Origin of the sequence: Saccharomonospora cyanea NA-134, from assembly GCF_000244975.1 — a bacterium.
Classification (GTDB): domain Bacteria; phylum Actinomycetota; class Actinomycetes; order Mycobacteriales; family Pseudonocardiaceae; genus Saccharomonospora; species Saccharomonospora cyanea.
Genome location: NZ_CM001440.1, coordinates 5,233,845 through 5,256,877, shown reverse-complemented (window position 1 = coordinate 5,256,877; position 23,033 = coordinate 5,233,845). Strand labels below are relative to the sequence as shown.

Genomic DNA, 23,033 nt, shown 5'->3' with positions numbered 1-23,033 from the left:
TCGCCGGCACCGCGCCGCGCTCACCGAGTCGCGTCGATCGCCGCGGCGACACCGTCGAGGATCAGTTCCAGGCCGAAGTCGATGTCGTCCGGCGGCTCACCGGCTGGTTCGAAGACGTTGCTCGCGAACAACCTCGCCGCGTCCGGGAAGCGTTCGGCGTCGACCAGTGCTGCCAGCGCCCTGCCGTAGTCCCGCTCCGCCTGGCTCTGACTGACACCGGTGCTTCCCTCGAACTGCCGGGTGAGCACGATCGCGTTCCGCAGATGACCGCTGACCACGTTCAGCACACCCAGCTGCGTGCCCAGGTCCAGTCCGGTGTCGCGAAGGACCCGCAGCATGGCGTCCGTCCAGCTGATCCCGTTCGGCCCGCGCGGAGGACCGGTGATGGGCATGTCGGCCAGCCACGGGTGTTCGGCGTACCGCGTCCGGACTGCGGCCGCCCACTGCCGGACGCCGTCGCGCCACCCCACGTCCGCACCCGGTTGCGGGGCAGGACCGATGGCATGGTCGAACATCAGCTCGGCCAGCTCACCCTTCGAGCCGACGTACCGGTACAGGGACATCTTGGTGACGCCAAGGGTCTGCGCGACCTTCTGCAGCGTCACGCCGTCCAACCCGTCCTGATCGGCCAGGTCGACCGCGGCGCCCACCACGCGGTCGACGTCCAGCTCAGCCGGTCGCCCCAGCCGTGACGAGGCCGGGAGCCGCCAAAGTCGACGCAGGTCAGCGGGCACGTCCGCGTCAGTCATGGACCACCGTCCATTTAGTTTCCAATGGATAGTATCCTTAGGATATTATTCATGAGAGTAGGGGAACCACATGGTCGTACAACCCACCGTGGCAAGAGCGCGGGTGCATGATGTCGACGCCCTGAGGGGCTTCGCGCTGCTCGGCATCTTCCTTGTCAACATCACCTTCATGGCGTCGGGCTATCCCGGAAACCTCGTGACCGACCCGGCGTACTCCTCGACTCTCGACGATGTCGTCCGCGGACTGTCGTCGGTGTTCGTGGACATGAAGTTCTACCTCCTGTTCTCGTTCCTGTTCGGCTACAGCTTCACCCTGCAGATGGAGGCCGCGGCCCGCGCGGGCGCGGACTTCGCGCCACGCATGCTGCGCCGGACCGCCGGCCTGTTCGCGCTGGGCGCACTGCACATCGTGCTCCTGTACGGCGGCGACATCCTCACCACCTATGCGGTGGTCTGCCTGATCCTCTTCTGGATGCGTGCCGTCAGCGACCGGACCGCGATCCGCGTCGCGGCCGCGGTGTACGGCGTGGTGCTGCTCAGCACACTGGTCAGCGGGCTCTTCCTGGACAGCTCGGCGTTCCTGCCCTCCGGCGCCGAGGCGCTGACCGCCGCCGAACAGTCGACCCAGGCGCTACGTGGCGACTGGGGTGACGTCATCGGTGAACACGTCGGCGGGCTCACCCTCATGGCGGTCCAGGCCGTCTCGCTGCAGGGACCGACCGCGCTCGCCATGTTCCTGCTCGGCATGGTCGCGGGCCGCAGGCGACTGCTCGCCCGAGTGCGCGGCGACGAGCCGGTACTTCGCCGGATCCAGTGGATCGGTTTCCCGGTCGGAATCGCCGGCGGAGTGCTCTACACGATCGGCGGCGGCAACGGTGACACCCTGGCCGTCACCGCGAGTGTCGCAACCGCGCCCCTGCTGACCGCGGCATACGTGGCGACCCTGCTCCGCATGATGCACAACCCGCGCACCGCGTACCTCCGCGCCGCGCTCGCGCCGGCCGGGCGCATCGCGCTCACCAACTACCTCGGCCAGTCACTCGTCGGTCTGCTGGTCTTCACGGGCGTCGGCCTCGGCGCCGCGGGTTCCTTCTCACCACTGGCCACAGCCGGTCTGGCGGTACTCGTCTTCGTGGTCGAGCTGACGGTCAGCGCGTGGTGGCTACGGCGGCACCAGTACGGCCCTGCCGAATGGGTTCTCCGCTGGATCACCACCCTCCAGCGCCCGGCGTGGCGCTCGACCAGCTGAGCACCCGCGGTTCCCGGCCCTGGAACACGCGCTACCCCCTCGGCGGACAGCCGCACGACTGGCGGTGACACAGCGTCGGGGGCAGCCGCACGGTCTCCGGTGGCCGGTCGGGGTCGCGCAGGCGGTTCAGTAGCAGTCGGACCGCCGACCTGCCGATCTCGGCCACGGGTTGCGCCATGGTCGTCAGCGGCGGCTCGACGAGGTCCGCCCACTCGGGATCGTCGTAGCCGACGACGGCGAGGTCGGTGCCGATGCGCAGGCGCCGCCGCCTGGCCTCGTGGAGCACGCCGACCATCATGGCGTCGTTGGCCACGACGACGGCCGTGACGGGTTCGGGCAGGTCCAGCAGCCGGGCGAGTGCGTCGGCGCCTCGGCGTCGTTCGGAGTGCCCGCAGGCCACGAGCCCGGCGTTCCACGGCAACCCGGCTCTGCCGAGGCCGAGCCGGTAGCCGAGGGTTCGTTCGTCACTGGTCGCGAGCCCCTCGGCACCGCTGACGAGTCCGATGCGCCGGTGGCCGTGCGCGGCGAGGTGCTCGGTGAGCGCCGAGGTGGCCTGGATGTTCTCCGCGCCGACCTGGTCGAGGTCGCTTCTGGGACTGAGCCGGTCGACCAGCACGGTGGGCGTGCCCACCGACCTCAACTCGGACAGCACTCCGCCGTCGCCCGGCACCGGAGTCAGCAGCAGCCCCTCGACCCGGCGGGCCCGCAGGGCCCGCACGATGTCCTGTTCCGTGGCCACGGTGTCGTGGGTGTCGGACAGCAACACGGTGTACCCGGCGGCCGCGGCCTCCCGTTCGATGGCCTGGATGAGGGTGGCGAAGTACGGGTTGGCCAGCAGCGAGATCGCCACCCCGATCGAGCGGGTGCCGCCTGTGACGAGGGAGCGGGCGATGACGTCGCCGGTGTATCCGGTGCGGGCGATGGCCTCCAGCACGGCCTCGCGGGTGTCCGGGGCCACGGGGCGGGTGCCGTTGACGACGTGCGAGACAGTGGTGATGGACACACCGGCAAGCTCGGCGATGTCACGTTGGGTGGGCCTTCGGGACGGCGGCATGGTTCGCTCCTCCCGGGTGTCGGATCGCGCCGCCAAGCGTTTGCGCAAACGCTTGCAGGGGAGCATAACCCTTGCTTACCGTGCGTTGCAGGAATTGAGGCAGGAGGTCATTCGACGGTGAGCGTGCTGCTGGCGGGTCTGTGCACCGTCGATCTCGTGCAGCGCGTGGAGCGGTTGCCCGTACCCGGGCAGAAGGTGCAGTCCGGTGGGGTCGCGGTCGCCGCGGGCGGCCCCGCCGCAGGCGCCGCGGTCGCCGTCGCCGCGCTCGGCGGCGAGGCGTTGCTGCTCACGGTGCTCGGCCGTCATCCCCTCGCCGAACTCGCGCGCGCCGATCTCGCCGAGTGCGGGGTCACCGTGCTCGACGCGCTGCCCGAGTGGGGCGAACCGCCTCCACTCAGCGCGGTGGCCGTACGCGAGCACGACGGCGAGCGCACCGTCGTCTCCCACAACGCCGCCGCGGTGGACGCCGCGAACCCGGAGGCGCTCGCCGCCTTCGACGCCGACGCGTGCGCTGCCCTGCTGGGGGGAAGCCGTCCTGAGGCCGTGCTGGTGGACGGCCACTACGCGAGGCTCGCCCTCGCCGCCGTCTCGTGGGCGAAGGCTCACGACCGTCCCGTCGTGGTGGACGCGGGCAGCTGGAAACCCGTGTTCGCCGAGGTGTTCGGCCTCGCCGACGTGGTGGCCTGTTCGGCCCGGTTCACGGCTCCCGAAGGCGCGCTCGACCGGGTCGGAGCCGTGGTCACCACGGCGGGCCCGGACCCTGTCCGCTGGCGCGACCGGGAACGCTCCGGCGAGGTCGCCGTGCCGACCGTGGACGCACGGGACACCCTGGGGGCGGGCGACGTGTGGCACGGTGCGTTCACCTCCCGCGTCGGGCTTTTCGACATCGAAGAGGCGATCGAGTTCGCCAATGCCGTGGCCTCGGAACGGGTCCGGCACGTTGGACCCCGAAGCTGGATCGGCCCGGTCAGGGCGATGATGGGAGAGAGATGACGTCGTTCGACGAACTACTGGACCGCGCCCACGCGCTCGTGGAACGGGGTGAGCGCACGCTGCTGGGCATCGCGGGCGCTCCGGCCTCGGGCAAGACCACGCTGGCGTGGCGACTGGCCGACGCGCTGGGCGCGCAGGCCGCCGTCGTGGGCATGGACGGGTTCCACCTCGCCCAGGTGGAGCTGAACCGGCTCGGCCGGGCCGACCGCAAGGGGGCACCCGACACGTTCGACGCACACGGCTACGTGCACCTCGTCCGGCGTCTCGCGGTCGGCGAGGAGCAGGTGTACGCGCCGGAGTTCCGCAGGGAGATCGAGGAGCCCATCGCCGGTGCCGTGCCGGTGTCGACGAACGTCCGTCTCGTGATCACCGAGGGGAACTACCTGCTGCTCGACACCGAGCCGTGGAGTGAGTTGCGCTCGCTGCTCGACGAGGTGTGGTTCCTCGAACCGGACGAGGACGACCGGATCGCGAGGCTCGTGACGCGGCACCGCAAGTTCGGCCGGTCCCTCGTGGAGGCCCAGCAGCGTGCCCGTGGTTCCGACCAGCGCAACGCCGACCTCATCGCGCCGACGGCGCGGCGGGCCGACCTCGTGATCAAGGACATGGAGCTGCCGTACTTCGCCGTGTGAAGGCCGGTGCCGGGCGGGTCAGGCGCTGGCCGTCTCCGTCCGGTCCTCCACCGGCTTGCGCATCTCCTGGCGGTAGCGCCACGCGCCGTAGGCGGTGCCGAACACGAAGAACGCCACGCTGCCCCACACCAGCACCGTGTTGAGCCACGGGATCGACGTCAACAGACCCGCGGCGTAGAAACCGACGAGCACGAGCGTGGGCACCCACAGGATCGCGCCCGCGGTGGTGGCGAGCATGAACCGGCGGGAGTTCATGCCCGCCGCCCCGGCGATGAGCGGCGCCAGGGTGCGGACCCAGGGGATCCACCGTGCCGCCACGATGGCCAGGAATCCCCTGCGATCGAGGAATGCCTTGGCGCGGTCGAGGTTCTCCTGGTTGAGCACCCTGCCGCCGCGGCGGGCGATGAACCGGGTGCCGGTCTGCTTGCCGACGTAGTAGCCGACCTGGTTGCCGACGACGGCGGTGACGAGGGCGACGCCCGAGAGCGCCCATGCCTGGACCTCGGCCTCGTGCTGGGCGAGTACCACGCCCGCCGCGAACAGCAGGGAGTCACCCGGTAGGAAAAGCCCGACGATCAGCGCACACTCGATGAACACGAAGCTGAGGACGATGACCCACACCAGGAGCGGGCCTGCTGTCGTCAACCAGTCGAGTCCGACCGCCGTGGCTTCGGCGTTCACTGCATCCACGTCGGCAGCGTACGTGCCGGACGAACGCGGTGGTGAAGTGCAGCGAGATCGACACGATGGACGTGCCGCGTCGTTACGCTGCGGTGTACCGACGCGGCACGTGGTTCAGCCCATCGCGGCCGTGGCGCTGTCCGCCTCCGGGGTCCTGTCGGTCCTGTCGCTCCCGCTCTTGGTGGGACCACCTCCGGCGAGAGGGATCTCCTTGAGGAACAGCAGCACGACGAAGGCCAGCGCCGCCACTCCGGCACCGAGGTAGAACACCGAGCTGATCGACTCGGTGAACCCGACGAAGAACGGCTCGGCCTGCTCGACCGGGAGCCGTTGCAGGAACGACGAGTCCTCCATGACGTTCCCGCCCACCGAATTCATGGCACCGGCGGGCAGGCCCGAGTCGGCGAACGCGCGGGCGATGTTGTCCGTCAGCGTGCTGAACACGATGGAGAGGAAGACCGCGACCCCGAGTGTGCCGCCGATCTGGCGGAAGAACGTCGCCGACGCGGTGGAGACGCCCATGTCACGACGCGGTCCCGCGTTCTGCACGGCGATGATGAGCGTTTGCATGCAGTTGCCCAGACCGAACCCGATGATGGCCATGACCACCATCGCCTTCCACACCGGCGTGTCCCACTCGATCTGCGCGAACAGCACCATTCCGATGGTCATGAGCGCGGTCCCGACCAGCGGGAAGATCTTGTAGCGGCCGGTGCGGGAGGTCAGCTGACCGGACAGCACCGACGCCGACATGGTGCCCACCATCAACGGCAGCATCAGCATGCCCGACGCGGTGGGCGAGTAGCCCTGAACGATCTGCAGGTACTGCGGGATCAGCGTGATGGAGCCGAACATGGCGATGCCCACGATGACGCCACCCGCGATCGCGACGCTGAACGTCCGGTTGCGGAACAGCCGCAGCGGGATCAGGGCCTCGTCGCCCATCCGCCGTTCGACGGCGAGGAACAGCACGAGCCCCACCGCGCCGACGACGTAGCAGGCGAGCGCGGCCTGGGAGCCCCAGCCCCACTCACGGCCCTGCTCGGCCACCAGCAGCAGCGGCACCAGGCACACCACGAGAGCGAGCCCGCCCCACCAGTCGATGCGGTGGTCGTGGCGTGTGTGCGGGACGTTCAGCACCTTGGCCACCACGAAGAGCGCCAACGCGCCCAGCGGGACGTTCACGAGGAACACCCAGCGCCAGCCCTCGAAACCGAAAACCGGGTCGAGCCCGGCGAAGAAACCGCCCAGCACCGGCCCGAGGACCGTCGACGTGCCGAACACGGCGAGGAAGAACCCCTGGTAGCGGGCGCGTTCTCGCGGTGGGACGAGATCACCGAGGATGGTCAGCGCCAGTGACATGAGCCCGCCCGCGCCCAGTCCCTGGACGGCGCGGAACGCGGCGAGTGTGTACATGTCCTGCGCGAAGGCCGCCGCCAGCGAGCCGGCGACGAAGATCGTGATCGCCGCGAGGTAGAACGGCTTGCGCCCGTAGATGTCGGAAAGCTTGCCGTAGATGGGCGTGGCGATGGTGGCCGTGATCAGGTAGGCCGTCGTGATCCACGCCTGCATGCTCAGCCCGTGCAGGTCGTCGGCGATCGTGCGGATGGCCGTGCCCACGATCGTCTGGTCCAGCGCCGCGAGGAACATGCCGGTCATCAGCCCGATCAGGATGACGACGATCTGGCGGTGGCTGAGCGCGGGTGTCTCGTCCTCGTGCGGGTGACTCCCGGGTCTGGCCGGTAAGTCACGTTCCGTTGCGGTCATGTGCATTCCCCCTTGTCGGTGCGTCGCGCCGGGTCCGCCAGCGGATCACACGTCTCGATGCGGTCGTTGAGTCGGAGCAGCAGGGCGTTGAGGGTGCGGCGGTCGGAGTCGGTCCACTCCTCGAGAACTCGTTCCAGCCACTCGTTGCGCTTCCTACGGTTGGTCTCGAAGACGCGCAGGCCCTCCGGGGTGGCCGCCAGCAGTGAGGCTCGTCCGTCGGCGGGGTCGGCCAGGCGCTCGACGAGGCCGTGGTCGACGAGCGCGCTGCTCTGCCTGCTGATGGTGGAGATGTCCGAGTGCAGGAGGTCGGCGAGGCGACTCGCCCGCTGCGGGCCCTTGTCGACGAGGTGGAACAGGATCGCGTAGGCCGCGCTCTCCAATCCCTCCGGCCCCGCCTTCGTGATCCGGGTCTTGACGCGGGCGCCCAGCCTCACGAGCCGGATCAGCTGCGTCGCCAGTTGGTCGGTGCTGCCGTCGGCGTGGTGGGGCTGGGGGTGTCGTGGTTGGGTGACCATGGGAGTCGTCTCGTCCGAAAAGGTTGACCGATACAAGCAATCTGGTTCAACGATCCCGGTGGCGGCGGTCATCCGGCAACCGAGAATCCTGTGGGGAGGAACACGGCGGGAGCGGGAGTTCTTCCGGAGGCACGTCAGAGATTCACGCGTCAGGCGTTAGCGTTAGTGCATGAGCAACGCCCTTCTCGACCGCCTGCGTGCCGAACTCGGTGGCGAAGCCGTGGTGACGGACTCCGACGTCATGGCGACCTACTCCCGCGACCAGATGCCGCTCGCCCCCGCGGGTACGCCCCTGGCCGTGGTGTCGCCCGAGGACGCCGAGGGCGTCCGCGCCGCCGTGCGCGCGTGCGCCGAGGCCGGTGTGCCGGTGGTACCGCGGGGCGCGGGCAGTGGGCTGTCCGGTGCCGCCAACGCCGTCGACGGCTGCGTCGTGCTCGTCACCACCAAGCTCGACCGGATCGTCGAGATCGACCCGGACAACCGGCTCGCCGTCGTGCAGCCGGGAGTGGTGAACCAGGCACTGCGCGACGCCGTGGCGAAGCACGGCCTGTTCTACCCGCCCGACCCGTCGAGCTACGAGTGGTGCACGGTCGGCGGCAACCTCGCCACCAACGCGGGCGGCCTGTGCTGCGTGAAGTACGGCGTCACGGCCGACTTCGTGCTGGGGTTGGAGGTCGTCCTCGCCGACGGTTCGGTACTGCGTACGGGCAGGCGAACGGTGAAGGGCGTCGCGGGCTACGACCTCACCCGGCTGTTCGTCGGCAGCGAGGGCACGCTCGGGGTGATCACCGAGGCCACGCTCTCGTTGCGTCCGTTGCCGCAGGCACCCGCCACGCTGGTGGCCGCGTTCCCCTCGGCGTCCGCCGCGGGCGCGGCCGTCAGCCGGATCGTGCGCGAGGGCGTGGTGCCGTCGCTGCTGGAGATCATGGACGCGGCGACGATCGACGCCGTGCAGACCTACCTGCGCACCGACCTCGGCACCGGCTCGCAGGGGGGCGCCCTGCTGCTGTGCCAGTCCGACACGGGTGGCGCGCAGGCCGCCGCCGAACTGGCCGCCGTCGAGAGCAGCTGTCGCGACGCGGGCGCCGAGATGACCTACCACACCACCGACCCGGGCGAGGGCGACCTGCTCATGCGTGCCCGCAGGGTGGCGCTCACGGCGCTGGAGAGCATGGGGTCGTGCATGACCGACGACGTGTGCGTGCCGAGGACGCGCATCGCCGAGCTCGTCACCGGGTGTGAACGCATCGCCGACGACGTGGGCCTCACCGTGGCGGTGGTGGGTCACGCGGGCGACGGCAACATGCACCCCACGGTCGTCTACGACCCCACCGCCGAGGGTGAGTTCGACCGGGCCAAACGCGCGTTCGACGCGATCCTCGACCTCGGGCTCTCGCTCGGCGGCACGGTGACCGGGGAACACGGGGTCGGCAGGTTCAAGCAGGAGTGGCTGGCGCGGGAGATCGGCGCCGTCGGCCTCGACGTCCACCGCCGTATCAAGCGGGCACTCGACCCGGGCAACCTCTTCAACCCCGGGTCGATGTTCTCGCTCTGACGCTCACAACAGGGTGACCAGGCCGACCACCGAGCCGACGGCCAGTCCGATCGAGGCGGCGAGGATGAGCACCCAGAGGGCGGGCAGCCGCTCGGGTTCGAGCCGGTGACTGCCCCGAGAGCCTGCCGTGGGGCGGGCTTCCGTGGCGGGCGCCGTGGGGTGGGCGTCCAGCGGCTCGTCCTCCGCCGCGCCGGAGAGCAGTCCGTAGCCACCGGAGAAGTCGGCCACGGAAGCCGGGCGCCCGGCGGGCGTGGCGGGCCGTGCGGACGGCGTCGGCTGTGCGGGCTGGGCGGTCGGCGTCACGGGTGTCGCCGGTGGTGCGTACTGTGCCTGCGCGCGCAACGCCTCCGCAAGCAGGCGCTCCGGGTCGTCGCTCATCGCCGCTCAGCGTAGTCCCGTGACGCGGTGCCGACCGGGCACCCACGGCGAACCAGGACCACTCAGGACCGCGTGGGTGGGTTGCCGACCCACTCGCCGTGCCGGAGCACTCCCGCGACCCGCAGGTCGTCGTCGAGCACCACCAGGTCGGCCAGCAGGCCGGGCCGCAGCGCCCCCGTCTCCGCGTCGATGCCCAGCAGCCGCGCGGGCCGGGTGGCCGTGGCGGCGACGGCGTCGGCGATGCCGAGCCCGGCGCCGTGGACGAGGTTGCGGAACGCGGCGTCCATGGTGAGCGTGCTCCCCGCGAGCGAACCGCTGCCGGGCAGCGTGGCCACGCCGTCGGCGACCTCCACGTCGAGGCTGCCGAGCCGGTACGTCCCGTCGGCGACGTCGGTGGCCGACATCGCGTCGGTGACCAGCACGGTCCTCGACGGGCCCGCGTGCCGGGCCGCGAGCCGCAGCACACCGGGGTGGACGTGCACGAGGTCGCAGATCAACTCGATGGTGACCCGTTCGTCGTCGAGCAGCGCCCCGACCGGACCGGGTTCCCTGTGGTGCAGGGGACGCATGCCGTTGAACAGGTGCGTGGCCACGGTCGCGCCGGCGTCCACGGCGGCCCTCACCTGCTCGGCCACCGCGTCGGTGTGTCCGATCGCCGCGATCACACCCGACTCGGTGAGCTGCCGCACGGCCTTGACACCGCCCGTGAGCTCCGGTGCGAGGGTGACCATGCGGATGTTCCCCCTGCCGGCTTCCAGCAGCGCGCCGACGGCTTCGGTGTCGGGCTCCCTCAGCACGGTGGGGTCGTGTGCGCCGCACCGCGCCTCGGCGATGAACGGACCCTCCAGGTGGACCCCGACGAGCTCTCCGTCGGTGACCAGTTCGGCGAGTGCGGCGAGTTGGTCGGTGAGTTCGTTCACCGGTGCCGACACGAGACTCGCCATGAGACTGGTGGTGCCGTGCCTGCGGTGGGTCGCGATCGCCGTGGCGGCTTGGTCGGCGTCGGCACTGGTGAACGAGCCACCGCCTCCGCCGTGGCAGTGGATGTCGACGAACCCGGGCACCACGTGTGCGCCGGAGAGGTCGAGGTGCCTGCCCTCCGGAGGGGTTCCGGTGCCCACCGCGCTGATCCGCTCGCCCGAGACGGCGAGCCAACCGGATTCGAGCGTTCCGTCGGGGCAGTGGATGCGGCCGCCGGTGAGGACGAGGTTGTGGGTGCCGTTCACGATCACATCTTATTGGTCCAGACCAAGGCGGGCCATCGCCTCCGGAGTGATACCGCCCGCGCTCGCGGGTCAGTGGCCTCTCGGACGGTGGCCGTCGTTCATCGCGCGTTGGAGTGCCTCGAGGGCACGACTCGCCGTGGACTTCACGGTTCCCCTCGAGATACCCGCGGCTTCCGAGATCTCCGCCTCGGACAGGCCGCCGTAGTAGCGCAGCACCAGGACCTCGCGCTGTCGTGGGGGCAACTTCGACAACGCGGCCACGACCGCTTGGTGCTCGGTGGACAGCATGGCGAGACTCTCGGCCGACCGCGCGTTCACCGCGTGTGGTGGCACGTAGTCGCGGGCTGTCTTACGCCTGCGCAGCACACTGCGCGAGCCGTTGACGACGGCGGTCCGCAGGTACGACACCGCCGCGGCGGCGTCCCGCAGCTTCCCCCAGTTGCGGTGCAGCCCCGTGAACGCCTCCTGCACCACGTCCTCGGCCGTGGCCGGTTCGTCCACGAGGAGGATCGCCAGGCGCACGAGCCGCATCCGGTGCTGCCGGTAGAGGTCTTCGAGGGTGAGCGGCCCCGGGCGCTGCACCCGTTGCACGGGCGCGTCCAACGTGCGCAGGTGAGAAAGGGTCTGCTCGACGTTGCGCTCGACACTGCGCTCCACTCCGCGCGCGCCGCCATGGCGTCGCGTCGGTTCGGCGCTGCCGTGCATCCGAAACCTGCCCATCCTCGACGACTACTCCCTGCGCAAGAGCGTATCGGCTGCTGGCCCGTCCACCCAACGTACGGGCGAAGACGAAAGGAACGTCCGAACGGCGACGCCTGCTCCCGGCCCCCGGGAGCAGGCCGTAGCGTGTGCGGCATGGCTTGGTTCGTGGTGGAGCAGACGTACGTGCCGGAGAGGTTCGCCGCCGTGCGGCCCCGGCACCGGGAGTACCTGTCGTCGCTGGTGGCCGACGGCACGGTGGCCGTCGCCGGGCCCGTGGACGGCGACACGGGCGGCATGGTGATCTACCAGGCGCGCGACCGGGAGGAGCTCCAGCGGATCATCGACGCCGACCCGTACCACCTGGAGGGCGCCATCGCCGAGCGCACGGTCCGGGAGTTCATCCCCGTCCTCGGGGCCTGGCTGAAGGATCGGTAGCCGGGATCAGTAGCCGCCGAGCTTGGTGTGGTCCCAGCTGACGATCTTCGTCGGCGTGCACACGAGGCCCACCCGCTTGGGGGCCTGGGCGGCGACGAGGTCCCGCACGGCGCTCGCCTCCGCACCGGGAGCGCGCGCCGACGCGAGGTCGACGCCGATGCTCGTCACCTCGGCGAGGTCGGTGACGAGTTCGACGTCGCACTCCATGGACACGCCGCGGAGCTCGTCGTACGACTGTCCCGACTCCACCAGCAGGGTGGCTCGCGGGTCACGGCGGAGGTTCACGACCTTCTGTGACCGCGCGTAGGTCCAGGACGCCAACCGCAGCGGCGGAGTGGCGACGGGGTCGGTATCGCGCACGACGTACCACAGCGGCACGAGGTGGGGCCTGCCGTCCGGGCCCAGCGTCGCGACGGTGACCGTGGTGTCGACGGCGCGTGCGGCGACGTAGCTTACGAGTTCGTCGCCGCTCATGCGGATGGCCTCGCGCCGGGAGGGCATCGCGGCCTTACCTCCGGGCCGCTTCGGCCGCGGCCCGGCCGCCGTGGCCGGTGATCGCCGCCTCCCGCGCGCCACGGCGGGCGATGTCGGCCAGTGCCGCCTCGTCCGCCTTGGGAACCCGGAACCGCGAGCCGAGCTCGACGACGGGCGGCAGGAACGTCCGGAACAGTTTCAGCGCTCCGACCCAGCGGGGAACGTGGATCGTCCGGGCCCTCCTCCTGACACCCGCCTGGAGGCGGTCGAGCGCGAAGTCGAGCGGGTAGGTCCTGCCGATGGGGCCGGGCATCGAGTTGCGCAACTTGCCGAACACGGGGTGCGCGTCGGCGCTGTCCACGAGGTCGGTCCTGATCCACGTCGGGTGTGCGACGCCGACCTTGACGCCGAGGTGCGCCACCTCCGCCCGCAGGCTGTTGCAGAACGCCTCGACACCGGCCTTCGCCGCCGCGTAGTTGGCCATGCCGGGGGCGTGGGTGATGGCGGCCAGCGACGAGATCGCGAGCAGGTACCCCTTGCGGTCGACGACGTGCGGCAACGCGACGCGGAAGGTGCGCCACACGCCGAGCAGGTCGACCTCGATGACCCGTTCGAACGCCTCGGGGTCGACGGAGCGCACGAAGCCCGTGGTGGCGATGCCGGCGTTGGCGATGACGACGTCGATGCCGCCGAAGTGCTCGACGACCCCGTCCACCGCGCTCTGCAGCGCCTTCCAGTCGGTGACGTCGGCCTGCCAGGAGCGCGCGGCCCGGCCGATGCGATCGGCCACCCGCTGCTGCTCGTCGGCTTCCAGTCCCACGAGCGCCACCTTCGCGCCGTCGGCGGCGAGCCGCTCCGCGAGTCCCGCGCCGATGCCTCTGGCGGCTCCGGTGACGAGCACGACCTTGTTGCGCACGTTCCTCGTGGTCCACCAGGTGGGCAGCGACGTCATCGGGTGCCTCCAGGAGTTGCCGGTCTGCACGGACGCCTCGCAACTTACTCGAAGTAGGCTACTCCACGGTAGGGTGGAGTAGCGGAATGATCACATCGGATGCGCCGTTGCCAGTGGCATGACAGTGAACCTGGGTTCGATCGGCATCTGGCACGTCCAACCGCATCTCGACGCCGAGTTCGCGGTCGATGCGGAGCGGCTGGGCTACGGCGCACTCTGGCTCGGTGGTTCGCCACCGGCCGACCTGGCCGCCGTCGAGACGCTGCTCGACGCCACCGAGCGCATCGCCGTGGCCACCGGCATCGTCAACATGTGGCAGGCCGACCCGGTTGAGCTCGCCCGCTCCTACCACCGCATCGAGGCCAGGCACCCCGGCCGGTTCCTGCTGGGCGTCGGCGTCGGCCACCGCGAGGCGACACAGGAGTACCAGAAGCCCTACGACAAGATCGTCTCCTACCTCGACGTCCTCGACGCCGAAGGCGTGCCCCGGCAGGCGCTCGTGCTCGCCGCACTCGGGCCCAAGGTGCTGCGGCTGGCCGCCGAACGCACGGCGGGCGCGCACCCGTACCTGACCACGCCGGAGCACACCCGCCGCGCCCGGGAGATCCTCGGCGGCGGCGTGCTGCTCGCGCCGGAGCAGAAGGTGGTGGTCGACCCCGACCCGCAGCGGGCTCGCGAGAGCGGCCGGGCGATGGTCTCCCACTACCTCCAGCTCACGAACTACGTCAGCAACCTCCGCAGGATCGGGTGGACCGACGCCGACCTCGCCGACGGCGGCAGCGACGCGCTCGTCGACGCGCTCGCCGTGCACGGTGACGCCGCCACCGTCGCCCGAGGGGTGAGAGCCCACCTCGACGCGGGCGCCGACCACGTCTGTGTCCAGGTGCTGCCGCACGAGGCGGATCCACTTCCCGCCTACCGCGGGATCGCCGAGGCCCTCGGGTTGATCGATCAGGGCGCGAAGGGGTAATCCGGCTCACCGCGCGACGGCGTCGCGGCTCGTAGGATGCGGGCAAGGGAGGCGTTCCGCCCGCTCAAGGGCGGGACGGCCGTCCGGCAAGCGCCCGCTTCCGAGGAGGACAACGATGCCCATCGCCACACCCGAGGTCTACGCCGAGATGCTGGACCGGGCCAAGGCGAACGAGTTCGCGTACCCGGCGATCAACGTGACCTCGTCCGAGACGCTCAACGCCGCGCTGCGTGGCTTCGCCGAGGCGGAGAGCGACGGGATCATCCAGTTCTCGACCGGTGGCGCCGAGTTCGCTTCGGGCCAGAAGGTGAAGGACATGGTGACCGGGGCGCGGGCGCTGGCCGAGTTCGCGCACGTCGTCGCCGAGAAGTACCCGGTGAACGTCGCCCTGCACACCGACCACTGCCCCAAGGAGAAGCTCGACGGGTTCGTCAACCCGCTGATCGAGGTTTCGAAGGAACGCGTCAAGCGGGGTGAGAACCCGCTGTTCCAGTCGCACATGTGGGACGGCTCGGCCATCGACCTCGACGAGAACCTCAAGATCGCCGCCGAGCTGCTCGAACGCGCGGCCGAGGCGAAGATCATCCTTGAGGTGGAGATCGGTGTCGTCGGCGGTGAGGAGGACGGGGTCTCCAACGAGATCAACGAGAAGCTCTACACCGCCGAGGGCGACTTCCTGAAGACCGTCGACGCGCTCGGCGCCGGTGAGAAGGGCCGTTACCTGCTCGCCGCCACCTTCGGCAACGTCCACGGTGCCTACAAGCCCGGCGCGGTGAAGCTGCGTCCCGACGTGCTCAAGCGGGGCCAGGCCGTGGCGGCCGAGAAGCTCGGCCTGCCCGAGGGGTCCAAGCCGTTCGAGCTCGTCTTCCACGGTGGTTCCGGCTCCCTGCTGGAGGAGATCCACGAAGCCGTGTCGTACGGCGTGGTGAAGATGAACGTCGACACCGACACCCAGTACGCGTTCACCCGCCCGGTGGCCGCGCACATGTTCACGAACTACGACGGCGTGCTCAAGGTGGACGGCGAGGTCGGCAACAAGAAGACCTACGACCCGCGCAGCTACCTGAAGAAGGCCGAGGAGTCGATGGCCGCGCGCGTCGTGCAGGCCGCCGAGCACCTCAAGTCGGCGGGCCGCAAGCTCTGAAGGTCACGCCACTCGTGAGGCGGGCCGTGCGTCATGGCGCACAATGACGTCATGACGCACGGCAACCTCCTCGAACCCGAGCCCACCCGCCTTCCGGAGCGCCCCGAGGCGCAGGCCGCACTCGACTCCGACACCGACCCGGCCGACGTCGCGGCTGAGCACCCGGACTTCAGCGAGGCGTGGGCCGCTCTGGCGGAGCGGGCCCTGGCCGACGGCGACGTCGTGGCCGCCTACGCCTACGCCCGCACCGGCTACCACCGGGGGCTCGACCAGTTACGCAGGGCGGGGTGGAAGGGCTTCGGCCCGGTGCCGTGGTCGCACCGTCCCAACCAGGGCTTCCTGCGTTCCCTCGCGGCTCTCGCGCGCGCCGCGCAGCGCATCGGCGAGACCGACGAATACGAGAGGTGCTCGAAGTTCATCGCCGACTCCGACCCCGAGGCTGCGAAGGCGACCGGCCTGGCGGAGTAGCCGCACAACCGAAACACGGTGTGTCCGCAGGTTGTGCACGCGTGTCCGCGGCTCAGCAGCGGTCGAGCATGTCCTCCAGCGTGGCCTTCTCGTCCTGTTCCACCGTCAGCTTCCAGGTGTGCTTCACGTCGATCCAGTGGATCGCGTAGGTGCACCAGTAGCTCTCCAGCGGCGGCTTCCAGTCCTCGGGGGCCTTGTCCCCCTTGGCCTGGTTGACGTTGTCGGTGACGGCGAGAAGGTTCACGCCGTCGAGGTCGTTGGCGAACTGCTCGCGTTTCTCGTCGGTCCAGGCGTCCGCTCCGGAGCGCCACGCCTCGGCCAGCGGTACCACGTGGTCGATGTCGACGTCGGCCGGATCGGTCCAGGTGTCCCCGTCGTACGGGCTCGTCCACGAACCCGAGGTCGGGCGGCACTCCTCGTCCACCTTCACGTCGGTGCCGTCGCGCTTGAGCACCACTTCGCGGGTGTTGCAGCTCTCGCCCTGCTCACTCCAGTGCGGGAACCGGTCACGGTCGTAGCCGTCCATGTCGCCGTCCGGGGCCACGACGAGCTCGGTGAGCTGTTCGCGTGCCGTGTCCTCCTCGGCGGAGGCGGGACGGCTGATCGGGGATTGTCTCGCACCGGAGCCGGCCTCACCGTCCGCCTCGGCGCCGAACTGGACGGCGGAGCACGCCCCCAACAGGGAGACACCTAGTGTGATCGAGACGATACGGAGGGTGCGGAAAGAGGTCACGCCTCGACTGTGTCCGATTCGGGTGAACAGTTCAACACGTTCGGTCGACGTCACACGGGAGGACCAGCGGGGGCCTTCCCGGCGAAAGGCCCCCACTCGATCAGGGACTCACGAGTCGAGCAGGCGGTCGCAGGTGTTCCTCGGCGTCTTGCCCTCGATCATCCCGGAGAGCCACGCCACCGCCTGCGGGTAGGCGCGCAGCATGCCGCCGATGTGCGACGGCACGTACGACGTGGTGAACTGCACGGTCCCGCCCCGCTCGCACCAGTCCACCGCCATCTGCCTGCCCTGGCCGTAGGGCACGATGTCGTCCAACCTGCTGTGGAGCACGAACACGGGAACGTCGGGGGCGCGCTCACCGATGCGCTGCTCCCCCACCGCCGAGGCGTACGGCTCCTCGTCGAGGTACTCCTCCAGCGCCCGGCCGTCCTTGGTCAGCTCCGAGGTCCGCAGGAACGCGTACTTCAGGATGGCGTCCTCGGTGCAGGCCTCGGCGATCTCACCCATCAGCCGCTTGCCCTCGTCGTTCACGACGTCGTCGAGGTTCACCTCGGGGTAGGCGGCGTCGAGGCTCAGCAACGAGAACCCGAGGAACCCGGCCGCGTAGTGGCCGTCGAGCACGGGCGCGACCTCCGCGAGGTTCGCCGGGGGAGCGCCGGCGTAGGCGCCCTTGATGTCGAGTTCGGGGGCGTAGTCGTCGACGAGCTCGGCCGCCGCGGCGGACGCGCCGCCGCCCTGCGAGTAGCCCGCGAGCACCACCGGACTGTCGGCGGACAGGCCGGACCCCGGCACCCGCTGGGCCGCCTTCGCCGCGTCCAGCACGGCGTGGGCCTCGGAGGCGCGGTTGACGTAGGTGTGCATGCCGGGGGTGCCGAGGCCCTCGTAGTCGGTCACCACCACGGCGTAGCCGAGCGCGAGCAGGCCCGTGACGAAGGGGCCCTCGTACTCCAGGCCCAGTGCCAGTTTCTTCGACGGCGCGCAGTCGTCGCCGACGCCCTGAGTCCCCGGCGCGTAGCTCACGAGGGGGCGTGGACCCTCGCCCCGCCACTCGCGTTCGGGCACCAGCAGAGTGCCGGTCACGGCGTTCGGCTCGCCGTGAGTGTCGCTGCTGCGGTACATCAGCCGGTACACGTCGGCGTCCGGCTCGATGAGCCTGAGCGGATCGAGGTAGAACTCGCCGTCCTCGTACTTGAGCACGTCACCCCTCTCGCCCGGAAGCGGCGTCGGCGGGGTGTAGAAGTCGTCGGCGGCGGCAGGTTCGGCGTGTGCGGTGTGGCCTGGTGTCGCCACGGTGAGTCCCGTCACCGCGGTGGTCGCTGCGGCGAGTGCGGCAAGGAGGCGGCGGCTCCGACCGGGTGGACGCATGGGCGCTCCCTGTGAATTTTTCGACAACACTGTCCCCGGTCGGATTCTGTTGGGACAACAGGCGTTGTCAATGTGGTGCCGAGGTATTCCGCCACCTGCTACGAAGCCGCGGCACCGGTTTGCTCACCGCACGACAAAAAATCACGGACGGACGAGCCGCAGCTCCTGCGTGTGCCGGTACCAGGTCCAGCGCTCCATCGAGCGTGGGTGGGCCACCCCGTCCGAGATCGGGACCACCGGGTCGCAGGCGAGCTGGAACGCGCGGCTCTCGTAGGTCGTCCTGCGGCGCCGCAGCCGCCCCCGGGTCACGGTGACCACCAGGCCCGCCGGCCCCGCGTGCACCTCGAGTGACCGTGCGTCACCGCGCAGCGCCACGGTGTCGTCGCAGTAGCCGATGCCCCGCACGGGGGCGATCACGCCGCGTCCCACCAGCACGCCACCCACGTCGTCGCGCACCAGCGGCACCGGACGGTCCACGCCGGTCAGCGCGAGGTCGAGTGCCTTCGCCGGGTCGGTCGGCAGCCCCCACAACGACGCCACCGCGGATTTCCGGTCGGTTGGCACGAAACCCACGGTGGTGGAGGGCAGGAGATCCTTGCGCAGCAGCCGCAGCACGACGGCGGCCAGGTCGGCGTCCGTGCCCGCCACGACGACGGCCTGGCCGAGCAGCGGGTCCACGTCCTTCTTGCCGGGCCGCGCGGGCAGCACCTCGATCCTGACGCCGTTTCGCGCCGTGTCCACGTCCGTTAGCGAATCCGCCGCGTTCCCGCAAGCCAACACCAGTCCACTCACGCCCTGCTCCTCGGTTAGGCTCATGCACCGGCATCTTGATGCGTGTCATCCGTCCCGCCCGACGGTCAGACCTCGAATACCAGGAGTGTTACATGCCGGCCATCGTGCTCGTCGGTGCCCAGTGGGGCGACGAAGGCAAGGGCAAGGCCACCGACCTGCTCGGCGACCGCGTCCAGTGGGTCGTTCGTTACCAGGGCGGCAACAACGCCGGTCACACGGTCGTCCTCCCTGACGGCCAGGACTTCGCGCTGCACCTCATCCCGTCCGGCATCCTCACGCCCGGTGTCACGAACGTGATCGGTAACGGCGTGGTGGTGGACCCCGGTGTACTGCTGGACGAGCTGGCCGGCATCGAGGCGCGGGGTGTCGACACGTCGAAGCTGCTGATCTCCGCCGACGCGCACCTGATCATGCCGTACCACGTGGCCATCGACAAAGTCACCGAGCGCTACCTCGGCAAGAAGAAGATCGGGACCACCGGACGTGGGATCGGGCCCTGCTACCAGGACAAGATCGCCAGGGTCGGCGTGCGTGTGCAGGACCTGCTCGACGAGAGCATTCTGCGGCAGAAGGTCGAGGCCGCGCTGGAGTACAAGAACCAGGTGCTGGTCAAGGTCTACAACCGCAAGGCACTCGACGCGAACGAGGTCGCCGACACCGTGCTCGCCCAGGGCGAGAAGTTCGCCCACCGTATCGCCGACACGCGACTGGAGCTCAACAAGGCGCTGGAGCGCGGCGAGACCGTGTTGCTGGAGGGCTCCCAGGGCACGCTGCTGGACGTCGACCACGGCACGTATCCCTTCGTCACCTCGTCCAACCCGACGTCGGGCGGCGCGAGCGCCGGTTCCGGCATCGGGCCGGGCCGCATCACCACGGTGCTGGGCATCCTCAAGGCGTACACGACCCGGGTCGGGTCGGGTCCGTTCCCGACCGAACTGCACGACGAGGCGGGGGAGAACCTCCGCAAGGCCGGTGGCGAGTTCGGTGTCACCACGGGGCGGTCGCGGCGCACCGGCTGGTTCGACGCGGTCATCGGCCGTTACGCCGTGCGGGTCAACGGCATCACCGACTACTTCCTCACCAAGCTTGACGTGCTCTCGGGGCTGGAGCGGGTGCCGGTGTGCGTGGCCTACGAGGTGGACGGCGAGCGCACCGAGGACATGCCGATGACCCAGACCGGTGTTCACCACGCCGTGCCGGTCTACGAGGAGCTGCCCGGCTGGCAGGAGGACATCAGCGGCTGCCGTGCCTTCGACGAGTTGCCCGCCAACGCGCGGGCGTACGTCGAGCGGCTCGAGGAGCTGATGGGCGCCCGGATCTCGGCCATCGGGGTCGGTCCCGGCCGTGAGCAGACGATCGTGCGTCACCAATTCGCCTGACTGAGGCGAGACCTGCGGACACGCCACCGCCGAAGGCGTGTCCGCAGGCTACGCACGCGTGTCCGCGCTTCCCGCACGGTGTTCGCGGTTCGCGGACGCCGTTTCAGCGCCGGTCGCCGCGGGTGGCCTCCACCGCGATGTCGGGGTGGTCGGCGAACACGCCGTCGATGCCGGTGGCGAGGAAGGCCTCGTACTCGGCGAAGACGTCACCCCACGCCGCCGGGTCGTCGGACGAGCGCAGGTCGGTGGGCAGGAACTCGTTCTCCGCGCGGAAGGTCCACGGGTGCACTTCCAGACCCACGCGGTGGGCGTCGGCCACGAGCGTCGTCGGCTCGCCCAGGCTGCCGTCGGCCTTCCTCGGGATGACGCGGTCCTTGGCCGGGCCGAGTCCGTCGGCGTAACGCGCGACCTCCGCCAGTCCCTCCCGTGTCAGCAGGTCGTCGTAGGTGCGCCGATCACCCGAGTGCACGAAGTCGTACGGCGCTCCCGACGCGCCCACGAGCTGCACCAACGGCACTCGCAGTCGCCTGTCCAGCTCCTTGAGGTTCGACACCTCGAACGACTGCACGTACACCTTGGCACGCGGGTGGTTCAGGCCGTTGCGGGTGAGCGCCTCGACGAGCGCGGGTTCCAGGGCGAGACCCTGTTCGGCGAAGTACGTCGGGTGCTTGGTCTCGACGTAGAGGCCGATGGCGCGGCCCAGCTCACGTGACAGCCGCCGCGACAGATCCACGACCTCCTGGAACGTCGGGATCTCGAAGCGGCCGTCGTACACGGTGTTGTTGGGGCGCAGCTCGGGGATGCGCTCCACGGCGCGGAGGGTTTTGAGTTCGGCGAGGGTGAAGTCCTCGGCGAACCAGCCGGTGACGGGCTGTCCGTCCACGATTTTGGTGGTCCTGCGGTCGGCGAACTCGGGGCGCTGCGCGACGTCGGTCGTGCCACCGATCTCGGGTTCGTGCCTGGCCACGAGCACGCCGTCGGAGGTGGTGACGAGGTCGGGCTCGATGTAGTCGGCGCCCATCCTCGCGGCGAGTTCGTAGGCCGCCAGCGTGTGTTCGGGCCGGTAACCGGACGCGCCCCGGTGTCCGACGACGACGAACTCGTCGTTCCCCTGCCGTCCCTGTGCCTGCCGTGCTTCCTGTGCGGGCTCGGCGCCCGCAGGAGCGACGGCGCCGAGCACCGCGAGCCCGCACAGGGCCAGCAGCGCCAGTCTCTTCCGCATCGTCTGCCCTTCCTCGTGTCGTCCTGTGACGCCTGACTCTGAGCACCGTTCGCGACGATGGGGCCACCGGCCGGGGACCGCAAGGGGACGTACCGGTGAACGGTGGCCGATGGGCGCCGCTTACGCTTTGCACGTGCGCGTCCTGGTTATCGGCTCCGGAGCCCGTGAGCACGCTCTCGTACTCGCCGCGTCCCACGATCCGGCGGTGACGGCGCTCGGCTGCGCGCCGGGCAACGCCGGAACGGCCTCCGTGTCGGAGACGCTCGGGGTGGATCTCGCGGACCCCGCGGCGATCGCCGAGCTGGCGGTGTCGTGGAAGGCCGACCTCGTGGTCATCGGCCCGGAGGTGCCGCTGGTGGCCGGCGCGGCCGACGCGGTGCGCGCCGCCGGAGTGCCCTGTTTCGGCCCGGGTGCGGAGGCCGCGCGCATCGAGGGCTCGAAGTCGTTCGCCAAGGAGGTCATGGCCGCGGCCGGTGTGCCGACGGCCCGCAGCGAGGTGGTCGACAACCCCGCGCACCTCGACGCGGCGCTCGCGCGGTTCGGCCCGACGTGGGTGGTCAAGGATGACGGCCTTGCCGCAGGCAAGGGCGTGGTCGTCACTGACGACCTGGAGCGCGCTCGCAAGCACGCGTTGATGCTGCTGGACGGCGGGCACCCGGTGGTGTTGGAGTCGTTCCTCGACGGCCCCGAGGCCTCGTTGTTCTGCCTCGTGGACGGACGAACGGTCGTCCCGCTGCTTCCCGCGCAGGACTTCAAGCGCGTCGGCGACGGCGATGCGGGTCCCAACACCGGCGGTATGGGTGCGTACGCGCCGCTGCCGTGGGCGCCCGCGGACCTCGTCGACGAGGTGGTGGCCACGGTCGTGCAGCCGGTGGTGGACGAGCTGGCGCGTCGCGGCACGCCGTTCACCGGCCTGCTGTACGCGGGGCTGGCGCTGACCTCGTCCGGCCCGCAGGTGATCGAGTTCAACTGCCGGTTCGGCGACCCGGAGACGCAGGTGGTGCTGGCGTTGCTGCGCTCGCCGCTCGCCCGACTGCTGCACGCGACGGCCACGGGCACGCTGGCCGAGCAGCCTCCGCTGGAGTGGGCCGACGGCGCGGCGGTGACCGTGGTCGTGGCCGCTGACGGGTATCCGGGCAAGCCGCGCACGGGTGACGTCATCGCGGGCAGTGAGGCCGAGGGGGTGCTCCACGCGGGAACGCGGCGCCGGGAGGACGGTGCCGTGGTGTCGAGTGGGGGCAGGGTGCTCTCCGTGGTCGGTGTCGGCCCGGATCTCGCCGCCGCGCGCGAGCAGGCGTACGAGCGGGTGGGCAGGGTTCACCTCGCGGGTTCGCACCACCGCTCCGACATCGCGGCCAGGGCGGCGCGGGGCGAGTTGTCGGTTTCGGCCCGTTAGCGTCTTCGCCGCCGTTCACCGGCGCGTTTCCCTTCGCGAATTGGCGCCGAACGGCTCCTTTCGCTATCGCATTCTCAGTCCATGTTCAGTCCTGGATTGGTAGCCTGCTCGCAGAGTTGGCTGGCTACAGGCCGTAGCAGGGGGTGCGCAGTGTCAGGACAATCCGCGAAGACGCCGTGGGCGTCCCTGGAGCCGGACGGTG

Annotated in this window: 24 protein-coding genes; 10 read left to right on the top strand and 14 right to left on the bottom strand. The window is 70.3% G+C overall.

All coding sequences use genetic code 11. The features are described 5' to 3' along the window. Nucleotides 1-20 precede the first annotated feature (20 nt). On the bottom strand, nucleotides 21-749 hold the full coding sequence (locus SACCYDRAFT_RS24600; RefSeq protein ID WP_005460408.1) for a TetR/AcrR family transcriptional regulator: 729 nt from the start codon (nucleotides 747-749) through the stop codon (nucleotides 21-23). A 70-nt stretch (nucleotides 750-819) separates the two neighbouring features. Here SACCYDRAFT_RS24600 and SACCYDRAFT_RS24595 point away from each other — a divergent pair, with 70 nt between their 5' ends. Next, on the top strand, nucleotides 820-1,998 hold the full coding sequence (locus tag SACCYDRAFT_RS24595; RefSeq protein ID WP_005460406.1) for a DUF418 domain-containing protein: 1,179 nt from the start codon (nucleotides 820-822) through the stop codon (nucleotides 1,996-1,998). A gap of 31 nt (nucleotides 1,999-2,029) precedes the next feature. On the opposite strand, the gene SACCYDRAFT_RS24590 is transcribed toward SACCYDRAFT_RS24595, so the two are convergent. Continuing rightward, a complete protein-coding gene (locus SACCYDRAFT_RS24590) occupies nucleotides 2,030-3,052 on the bottom strand; it encodes a LacI family DNA-binding transcriptional regulator (RefSeq protein ID WP_005460404.1) in 1,023 nt (340 codons plus the stop codon). A 117-nt stretch (nucleotides 3,053-3,169) separates the two neighbouring features. Here SACCYDRAFT_RS24590 and SACCYDRAFT_RS24585 point away from each other — a divergent pair, with 117 nt between their 5' ends. Next, nucleotides 3,170-4,045 carry a PfkB family carbohydrate kinase gene (locus SACCYDRAFT_RS24585; protein ID WP_005460402.1) on the top strand — a complete coding sequence of 292 codons (876 nt, stop codon included), beginning with the start codon at nucleotides 3,170-3,172 and terminating at the stop codon, nucleotides 4,043-4,045. Further along, nucleotides 4,042-4,677 (top strand): nucleoside/nucleotide kinase family protein, encoded by a 636-nt coding sequence (locus SACCYDRAFT_RS24580; RefSeq protein WP_005460400.1) that lies wholly within the window; start codon nucleotides 4,042-4,044, stop codon nucleotides 4,675-4,677. Before SACCYDRAFT_RS24585 ends, SACCYDRAFT_RS24580 begins: the two co-directional genes overlap by 4 nt. A gap of 18 nt (nucleotides 4,678-4,695) precedes the next feature. Here SACCYDRAFT_RS24580 and SACCYDRAFT_RS24575 read toward each other — a convergent pair whose 3' ends face one another. From SACCYDRAFT_RS24575 to SACCYDRAFT_RS24565, 3 genes are all read right to left on the bottom strand, one after another. Then, a complete protein-coding gene (locus SACCYDRAFT_RS24575; protein ID WP_198284965.1) occupies nucleotides 4,696-5,367 on the bottom strand; it encodes a DedA family protein in 672 nt (223 codons plus the stop codon). A gap of 105 nt (nucleotides 5,368-5,472) precedes the next feature. Then, on the bottom strand, nucleotides 5,473-7,125 hold the full coding sequence (locus SACCYDRAFT_RS24570; protein ID WP_005460393.1) for an MDR family MFS transporter: 1,653 nt from the start codon (nucleotides 7,123-7,125) through the stop codon (nucleotides 5,473-5,475). Further along, nucleotides 7,122-7,640 (bottom strand): MarR family winged helix-turn-helix transcriptional regulator, encoded by a 519-nt coding sequence (locus SACCYDRAFT_RS24565; protein ID WP_005460392.1) that lies wholly within the window; start codon nucleotides 7,638-7,640, stop codon nucleotides 7,122-7,124. Before SACCYDRAFT_RS24565 ends, SACCYDRAFT_RS24570 begins: the two co-directional genes overlap by 4 nt. Nucleotides 7,641-7,809: 169 nt before the next feature. On the opposite strand from SACCYDRAFT_RS24565, the gene SACCYDRAFT_RS24560 reads away from it, so the two are divergent. Beyond that, nucleotides 7,810-9,195, top strand: coding sequence for an FAD-binding oxidoreductase (locus tag SACCYDRAFT_RS24560; RefSeq protein WP_005460391.1), 1,386 nt, complete (start codon nucleotides 7,810-7,812; stop codon nucleotides 9,193-9,195). A 3-nt stretch (nucleotides 9,196-9,198) separates the two neighbouring features. On the opposite strand, the gene SACCYDRAFT_RS24555 is transcribed toward SACCYDRAFT_RS24560, so the two are convergent. The 3 genes from SACCYDRAFT_RS24555 to SACCYDRAFT_RS24545 all read right to left on the bottom strand — a co-directional run bounded on the left by SACCYDRAFT_RS24555 (nucleotide 9,199) and on the right by SACCYDRAFT_RS24545 (nucleotide 11,504). Further along, the gene (locus tag SACCYDRAFT_RS24555) at nucleotides 9,199-9,573 is read right to left on the bottom strand and encodes a hypothetical protein (RefSeq protein WP_005460390.1); all 375 of its coding nucleotides are present in this window, start codon (nucleotides 9,571-9,573) and stop codon (nucleotides 9,199-9,201) included. A 62-nt stretch (nucleotides 9,574-9,635) separates the two neighbouring features. Continuing rightward, nucleotides 9,636-10,805 carry an N-acetylglucosamine-6-phosphate deacetylase gene (gene nagA / locus SACCYDRAFT_RS24550; RefSeq protein ID WP_005460389.1) on the bottom strand — a complete coding sequence of 390 codons (1,170 nt, stop codon included), beginning with the start codon at nucleotides 10,803-10,805 and terminating at the stop codon, nucleotides 9,636-9,638. A gap of 63 nt (nucleotides 10,806-10,868) precedes the next feature. After that, on the bottom strand, nucleotides 10,869-11,504 hold the full coding sequence (locus tag SACCYDRAFT_RS24545; RefSeq protein WP_005460388.1) for an RNA polymerase sigma factor: 636 nt from the start codon (nucleotides 11,502-11,504) through the stop codon (nucleotides 10,869-10,871). A gap of 150 nt (nucleotides 11,505-11,654) precedes the next feature. Here SACCYDRAFT_RS24545 and SACCYDRAFT_RS24540 point away from each other — a divergent pair, with 150 nt between their 5' ends. Then, the gene (locus SACCYDRAFT_RS24540) at nucleotides 11,655-11,936 is read left to right on the top strand and encodes a YciI family protein (RefSeq protein ID WP_043536892.1); all 282 of its coding nucleotides are present in this window, start codon (nucleotides 11,655-11,657) and stop codon (nucleotides 11,934-11,936) included. Nucleotides 11,937-11,942: 6 nt separating this feature from the next. Here the strand turns inward: SACCYDRAFT_RS24540 and SACCYDRAFT_RS24535 are convergent, their stop codons facing one another. Together SACCYDRAFT_RS24535 and SACCYDRAFT_RS24530 are read right to left on the bottom strand one after the other, a co-directional pair. Continuing rightward, nucleotides 11,943-12,437, bottom strand: a complete 495-nt coding sequence (locus SACCYDRAFT_RS24535; protein WP_005460384.1) for a pyridoxamine 5'-phosphate oxidase family protein — start codon at nucleotides 12,435-12,437, stop codon at nucleotides 11,943-11,945. A gap of 7 nt (nucleotides 12,438-12,444) precedes the next feature. After that, a complete protein-coding gene (locus SACCYDRAFT_RS24530; protein ID WP_005460383.1) occupies nucleotides 12,445-13,362 on the bottom strand; it encodes an SDR family oxidoreductase in 918 nt (305 codons plus the stop codon). Nucleotides 13,363-13,480: 118 nt separating this feature from the next. On the opposite strand from SACCYDRAFT_RS24530, the gene SACCYDRAFT_RS24525 reads away from it, so the two are divergent. The 3 genes from SACCYDRAFT_RS24525 (at nucleotide 13,481) to SACCYDRAFT_RS24515 (ending at nucleotide 15,944) form a co-directional block, all read left to right on the top strand. Further along, a complete protein-coding gene (locus tag SACCYDRAFT_RS24525; protein ID WP_005460382.1) occupies nucleotides 13,481-14,332 on the top strand; it encodes an LLM class F420-dependent oxidoreductase in 852 nt (283 codons plus the stop codon). A 115-nt stretch (nucleotides 14,333-14,447) separates the two neighbouring features. Continuing rightward, a complete protein-coding gene (gene fbaA / locus SACCYDRAFT_RS24520) occupies nucleotides 14,448-15,476 on the top strand; it encodes a class II fructose-bisphosphate aldolase (RefSeq protein ID WP_005460381.1) in 1,029 nt (342 codons plus the stop codon). 51 nt (nucleotides 15,477-15,527) lie between these two features. Continuing rightward, on the top strand, nucleotides 15,528-15,944 hold the full coding sequence (locus SACCYDRAFT_RS24515; protein ID WP_043537527.1) for a DUF3151 domain-containing protein: 417 nt from the start codon (nucleotides 15,528-15,530) through the stop codon (nucleotides 15,942-15,944). Between the two features lie 52 nt (nucleotides 15,945-15,996). Here SACCYDRAFT_RS24515 and SACCYDRAFT_RS24510 read toward each other — a convergent pair whose 3' ends face one another. The 3 genes from SACCYDRAFT_RS24510 to SACCYDRAFT_RS24500 all read right to left on the bottom strand — a co-directional run bounded on the left by SACCYDRAFT_RS24510 (nucleotide 15,997) and on the right by SACCYDRAFT_RS24500 (nucleotide 18,834). Further along, complete coding sequence (locus SACCYDRAFT_RS24510) at nucleotides 15,997-16,677, bottom strand: HNH endonuclease family protein (protein WP_005460377.1); 681 nt, start codon at nucleotides 16,675-16,677, stop codon at nucleotides 15,997-15,999. A 108-nt stretch (nucleotides 16,678-16,785) separates the two neighbouring features. Then, entirely contained in the window at nucleotides 16,786-18,042 is a 1,257-nt protein-coding gene (locus SACCYDRAFT_RS24505) for a lipase family protein (protein ID WP_005460375.1), read from the bottom strand. 141 nt (nucleotides 18,043-18,183) lie between these two features. Beyond that, nucleotides 18,184-18,834, bottom strand: a complete 651-nt coding sequence (locus tag SACCYDRAFT_RS24500; RefSeq protein WP_005460373.1) for a hypothetical protein — start codon at nucleotides 18,832-18,834, stop codon at nucleotides 18,184-18,186. A gap of 92 nt (nucleotides 18,835-18,926) precedes the next feature. Between SACCYDRAFT_RS24500 and SACCYDRAFT_RS24495 the strand changes: the two genes are divergently transcribed. Continuing rightward, entirely contained in the window at nucleotides 18,927-20,213 is a 1,287-nt protein-coding gene (locus SACCYDRAFT_RS24495; RefSeq protein ID WP_005460371.1) for an adenylosuccinate synthase, read from the top strand. 103 nt (nucleotides 20,214-20,316) lie between these two features. On the opposite strand, the gene SACCYDRAFT_RS24490 is transcribed toward SACCYDRAFT_RS24495, so the two are convergent. After that, on the bottom strand, nucleotides 20,317-21,435 hold the full coding sequence (locus tag SACCYDRAFT_RS24490; RefSeq protein WP_005460366.1) for a glycerophosphodiester phosphodiesterase: 1,119 nt from the start codon (nucleotides 21,433-21,435) through the stop codon (nucleotides 20,317-20,319). Between the two features lie 133 nt (nucleotides 21,436-21,568). Between SACCYDRAFT_RS24490 and purD the strand changes: the two genes are divergently transcribed. After that, a complete protein-coding gene (gene purD, locus SACCYDRAFT_RS24485; RefSeq protein ID WP_043537526.1) occupies nucleotides 21,569-22,831 on the top strand; it encodes a phosphoribosylamine--glycine ligase in 1,263 nt (420 codons plus the stop codon). Nucleotides 22,832-23,033 lie beyond the last annotated feature (202 nt).

Coding starts and splice junctions, on each gene's coding strand:
- SACCYDRAFT_RS24540 (WP_043536892.1), top strand. CDS start 11,655: ATGGCTTGGTTCGTGGTGGAGCAGACGTACGTGCCGGAGAGGTTCGCC.
- SACCYDRAFT_RS24495 (WP_005460371.1), top strand. CDS start 18,927: ATGCCGGCCATCGTGCTCGTCGGTGCCCAGTGGGGCGACGAAGGCAAG.
- SACCYDRAFT_RS24600 (WP_005460408.1), bottom strand. CDS start 749: ATGACTGACGCGGACGTGCCCGCTGACCTGCGTCGACTTTGGCGGCTC.
- SACCYDRAFT_RS24490 (WP_005460366.1), bottom strand. CDS start 21,435: ATGCGGAAGAGACTGGCGCTGCTGGCCCTGTGCGGGCTCGCGGTGCTC.
- SACCYDRAFT_RS24530 (WP_005460383.1), bottom strand. CDS start 13,362: ATGACGTCGCTGCCCACCTGGTGGACCACGAGGAACGTGCGCAACAAG.
- SACCYDRAFT_RS24545 (WP_005460388.1), bottom strand. CDS start 11,504: ATGCACGGCAGCGCCGAACCGACGCGACGCCATGGCGGCGCGCGCGGA.
- SACCYDRAFT_RS24515 (WP_043537527.1), top strand. CDS start 15,528: ATGACGCACGGCAACCTCCTCGAACCCGAGCCCACCCGCCTTCCGGAG.
- SACCYDRAFT_RS24505 (WP_005460375.1), bottom strand. CDS start 18,042: ATGCGTCCACCCGGTCGGAGCCGCCGCCTCCTTGCCGCACTCGCCGCA.
- SACCYDRAFT_RS24595 (WP_005460406.1), top strand. CDS start 820: ATGGTCGTACAACCCACCGTGGCAAGAGCGCGGGTGCATGATGTCGAC.
- fbaA (WP_005460381.1), top strand. CDS start 14,448: ATGCCCATCGCCACACCCGAGGTCTACGCCGAGATGCTGGACCGGGCC.
- SACCYDRAFT_RS24565 (WP_005460392.1), bottom strand. CDS start 7,640: ATGGTCACCCAACCACGACACCCCCAGCCCCACCACGCCGACGGCAGC.
- SACCYDRAFT_RS24535 (WP_005460384.1), bottom strand. CDS start 12,437: ATGCCCTCCCGGCGCGAGGCCATCCGCATGAGCGGCGACGAACTCGTA.
- SACCYDRAFT_RS24560 (WP_005460391.1), top strand. CDS start 7,810: ATGAGCAACGCCCTTCTCGACCGCCTGCGTGCCGAACTCGGTGGCGAA.
- SACCYDRAFT_RS24555 (WP_005460390.1), bottom strand. CDS start 9,573: ATGAGCGACGACCCGGAGCGCCTGCTTGCGGAGGCGTTGCGCGCGCAG.
- SACCYDRAFT_RS24580 (WP_005460400.1), top strand. CDS start 4,042: ATGACGTCGTTCGACGAACTACTGGACCGCGCCCACGCGCTCGTGGAA.
- SACCYDRAFT_RS24525 (WP_005460382.1), top strand. CDS start 13,481: ATGACAGTGAACCTGGGTTCGATCGGCATCTGGCACGTCCAACCGCAT.
- SACCYDRAFT_RS24590 (WP_005460404.1), bottom strand. CDS start 3,052: ATGCCGCCGTCCCGAAGGCCCACCCAACGTGACATCGCCGAGCTTGCC.
- SACCYDRAFT_RS24570 (WP_005460393.1), bottom strand. CDS start 7,125: ATGACCGCAACGGAACGTGACTTACCGGCCAGACCCGGGAGTCACCCG.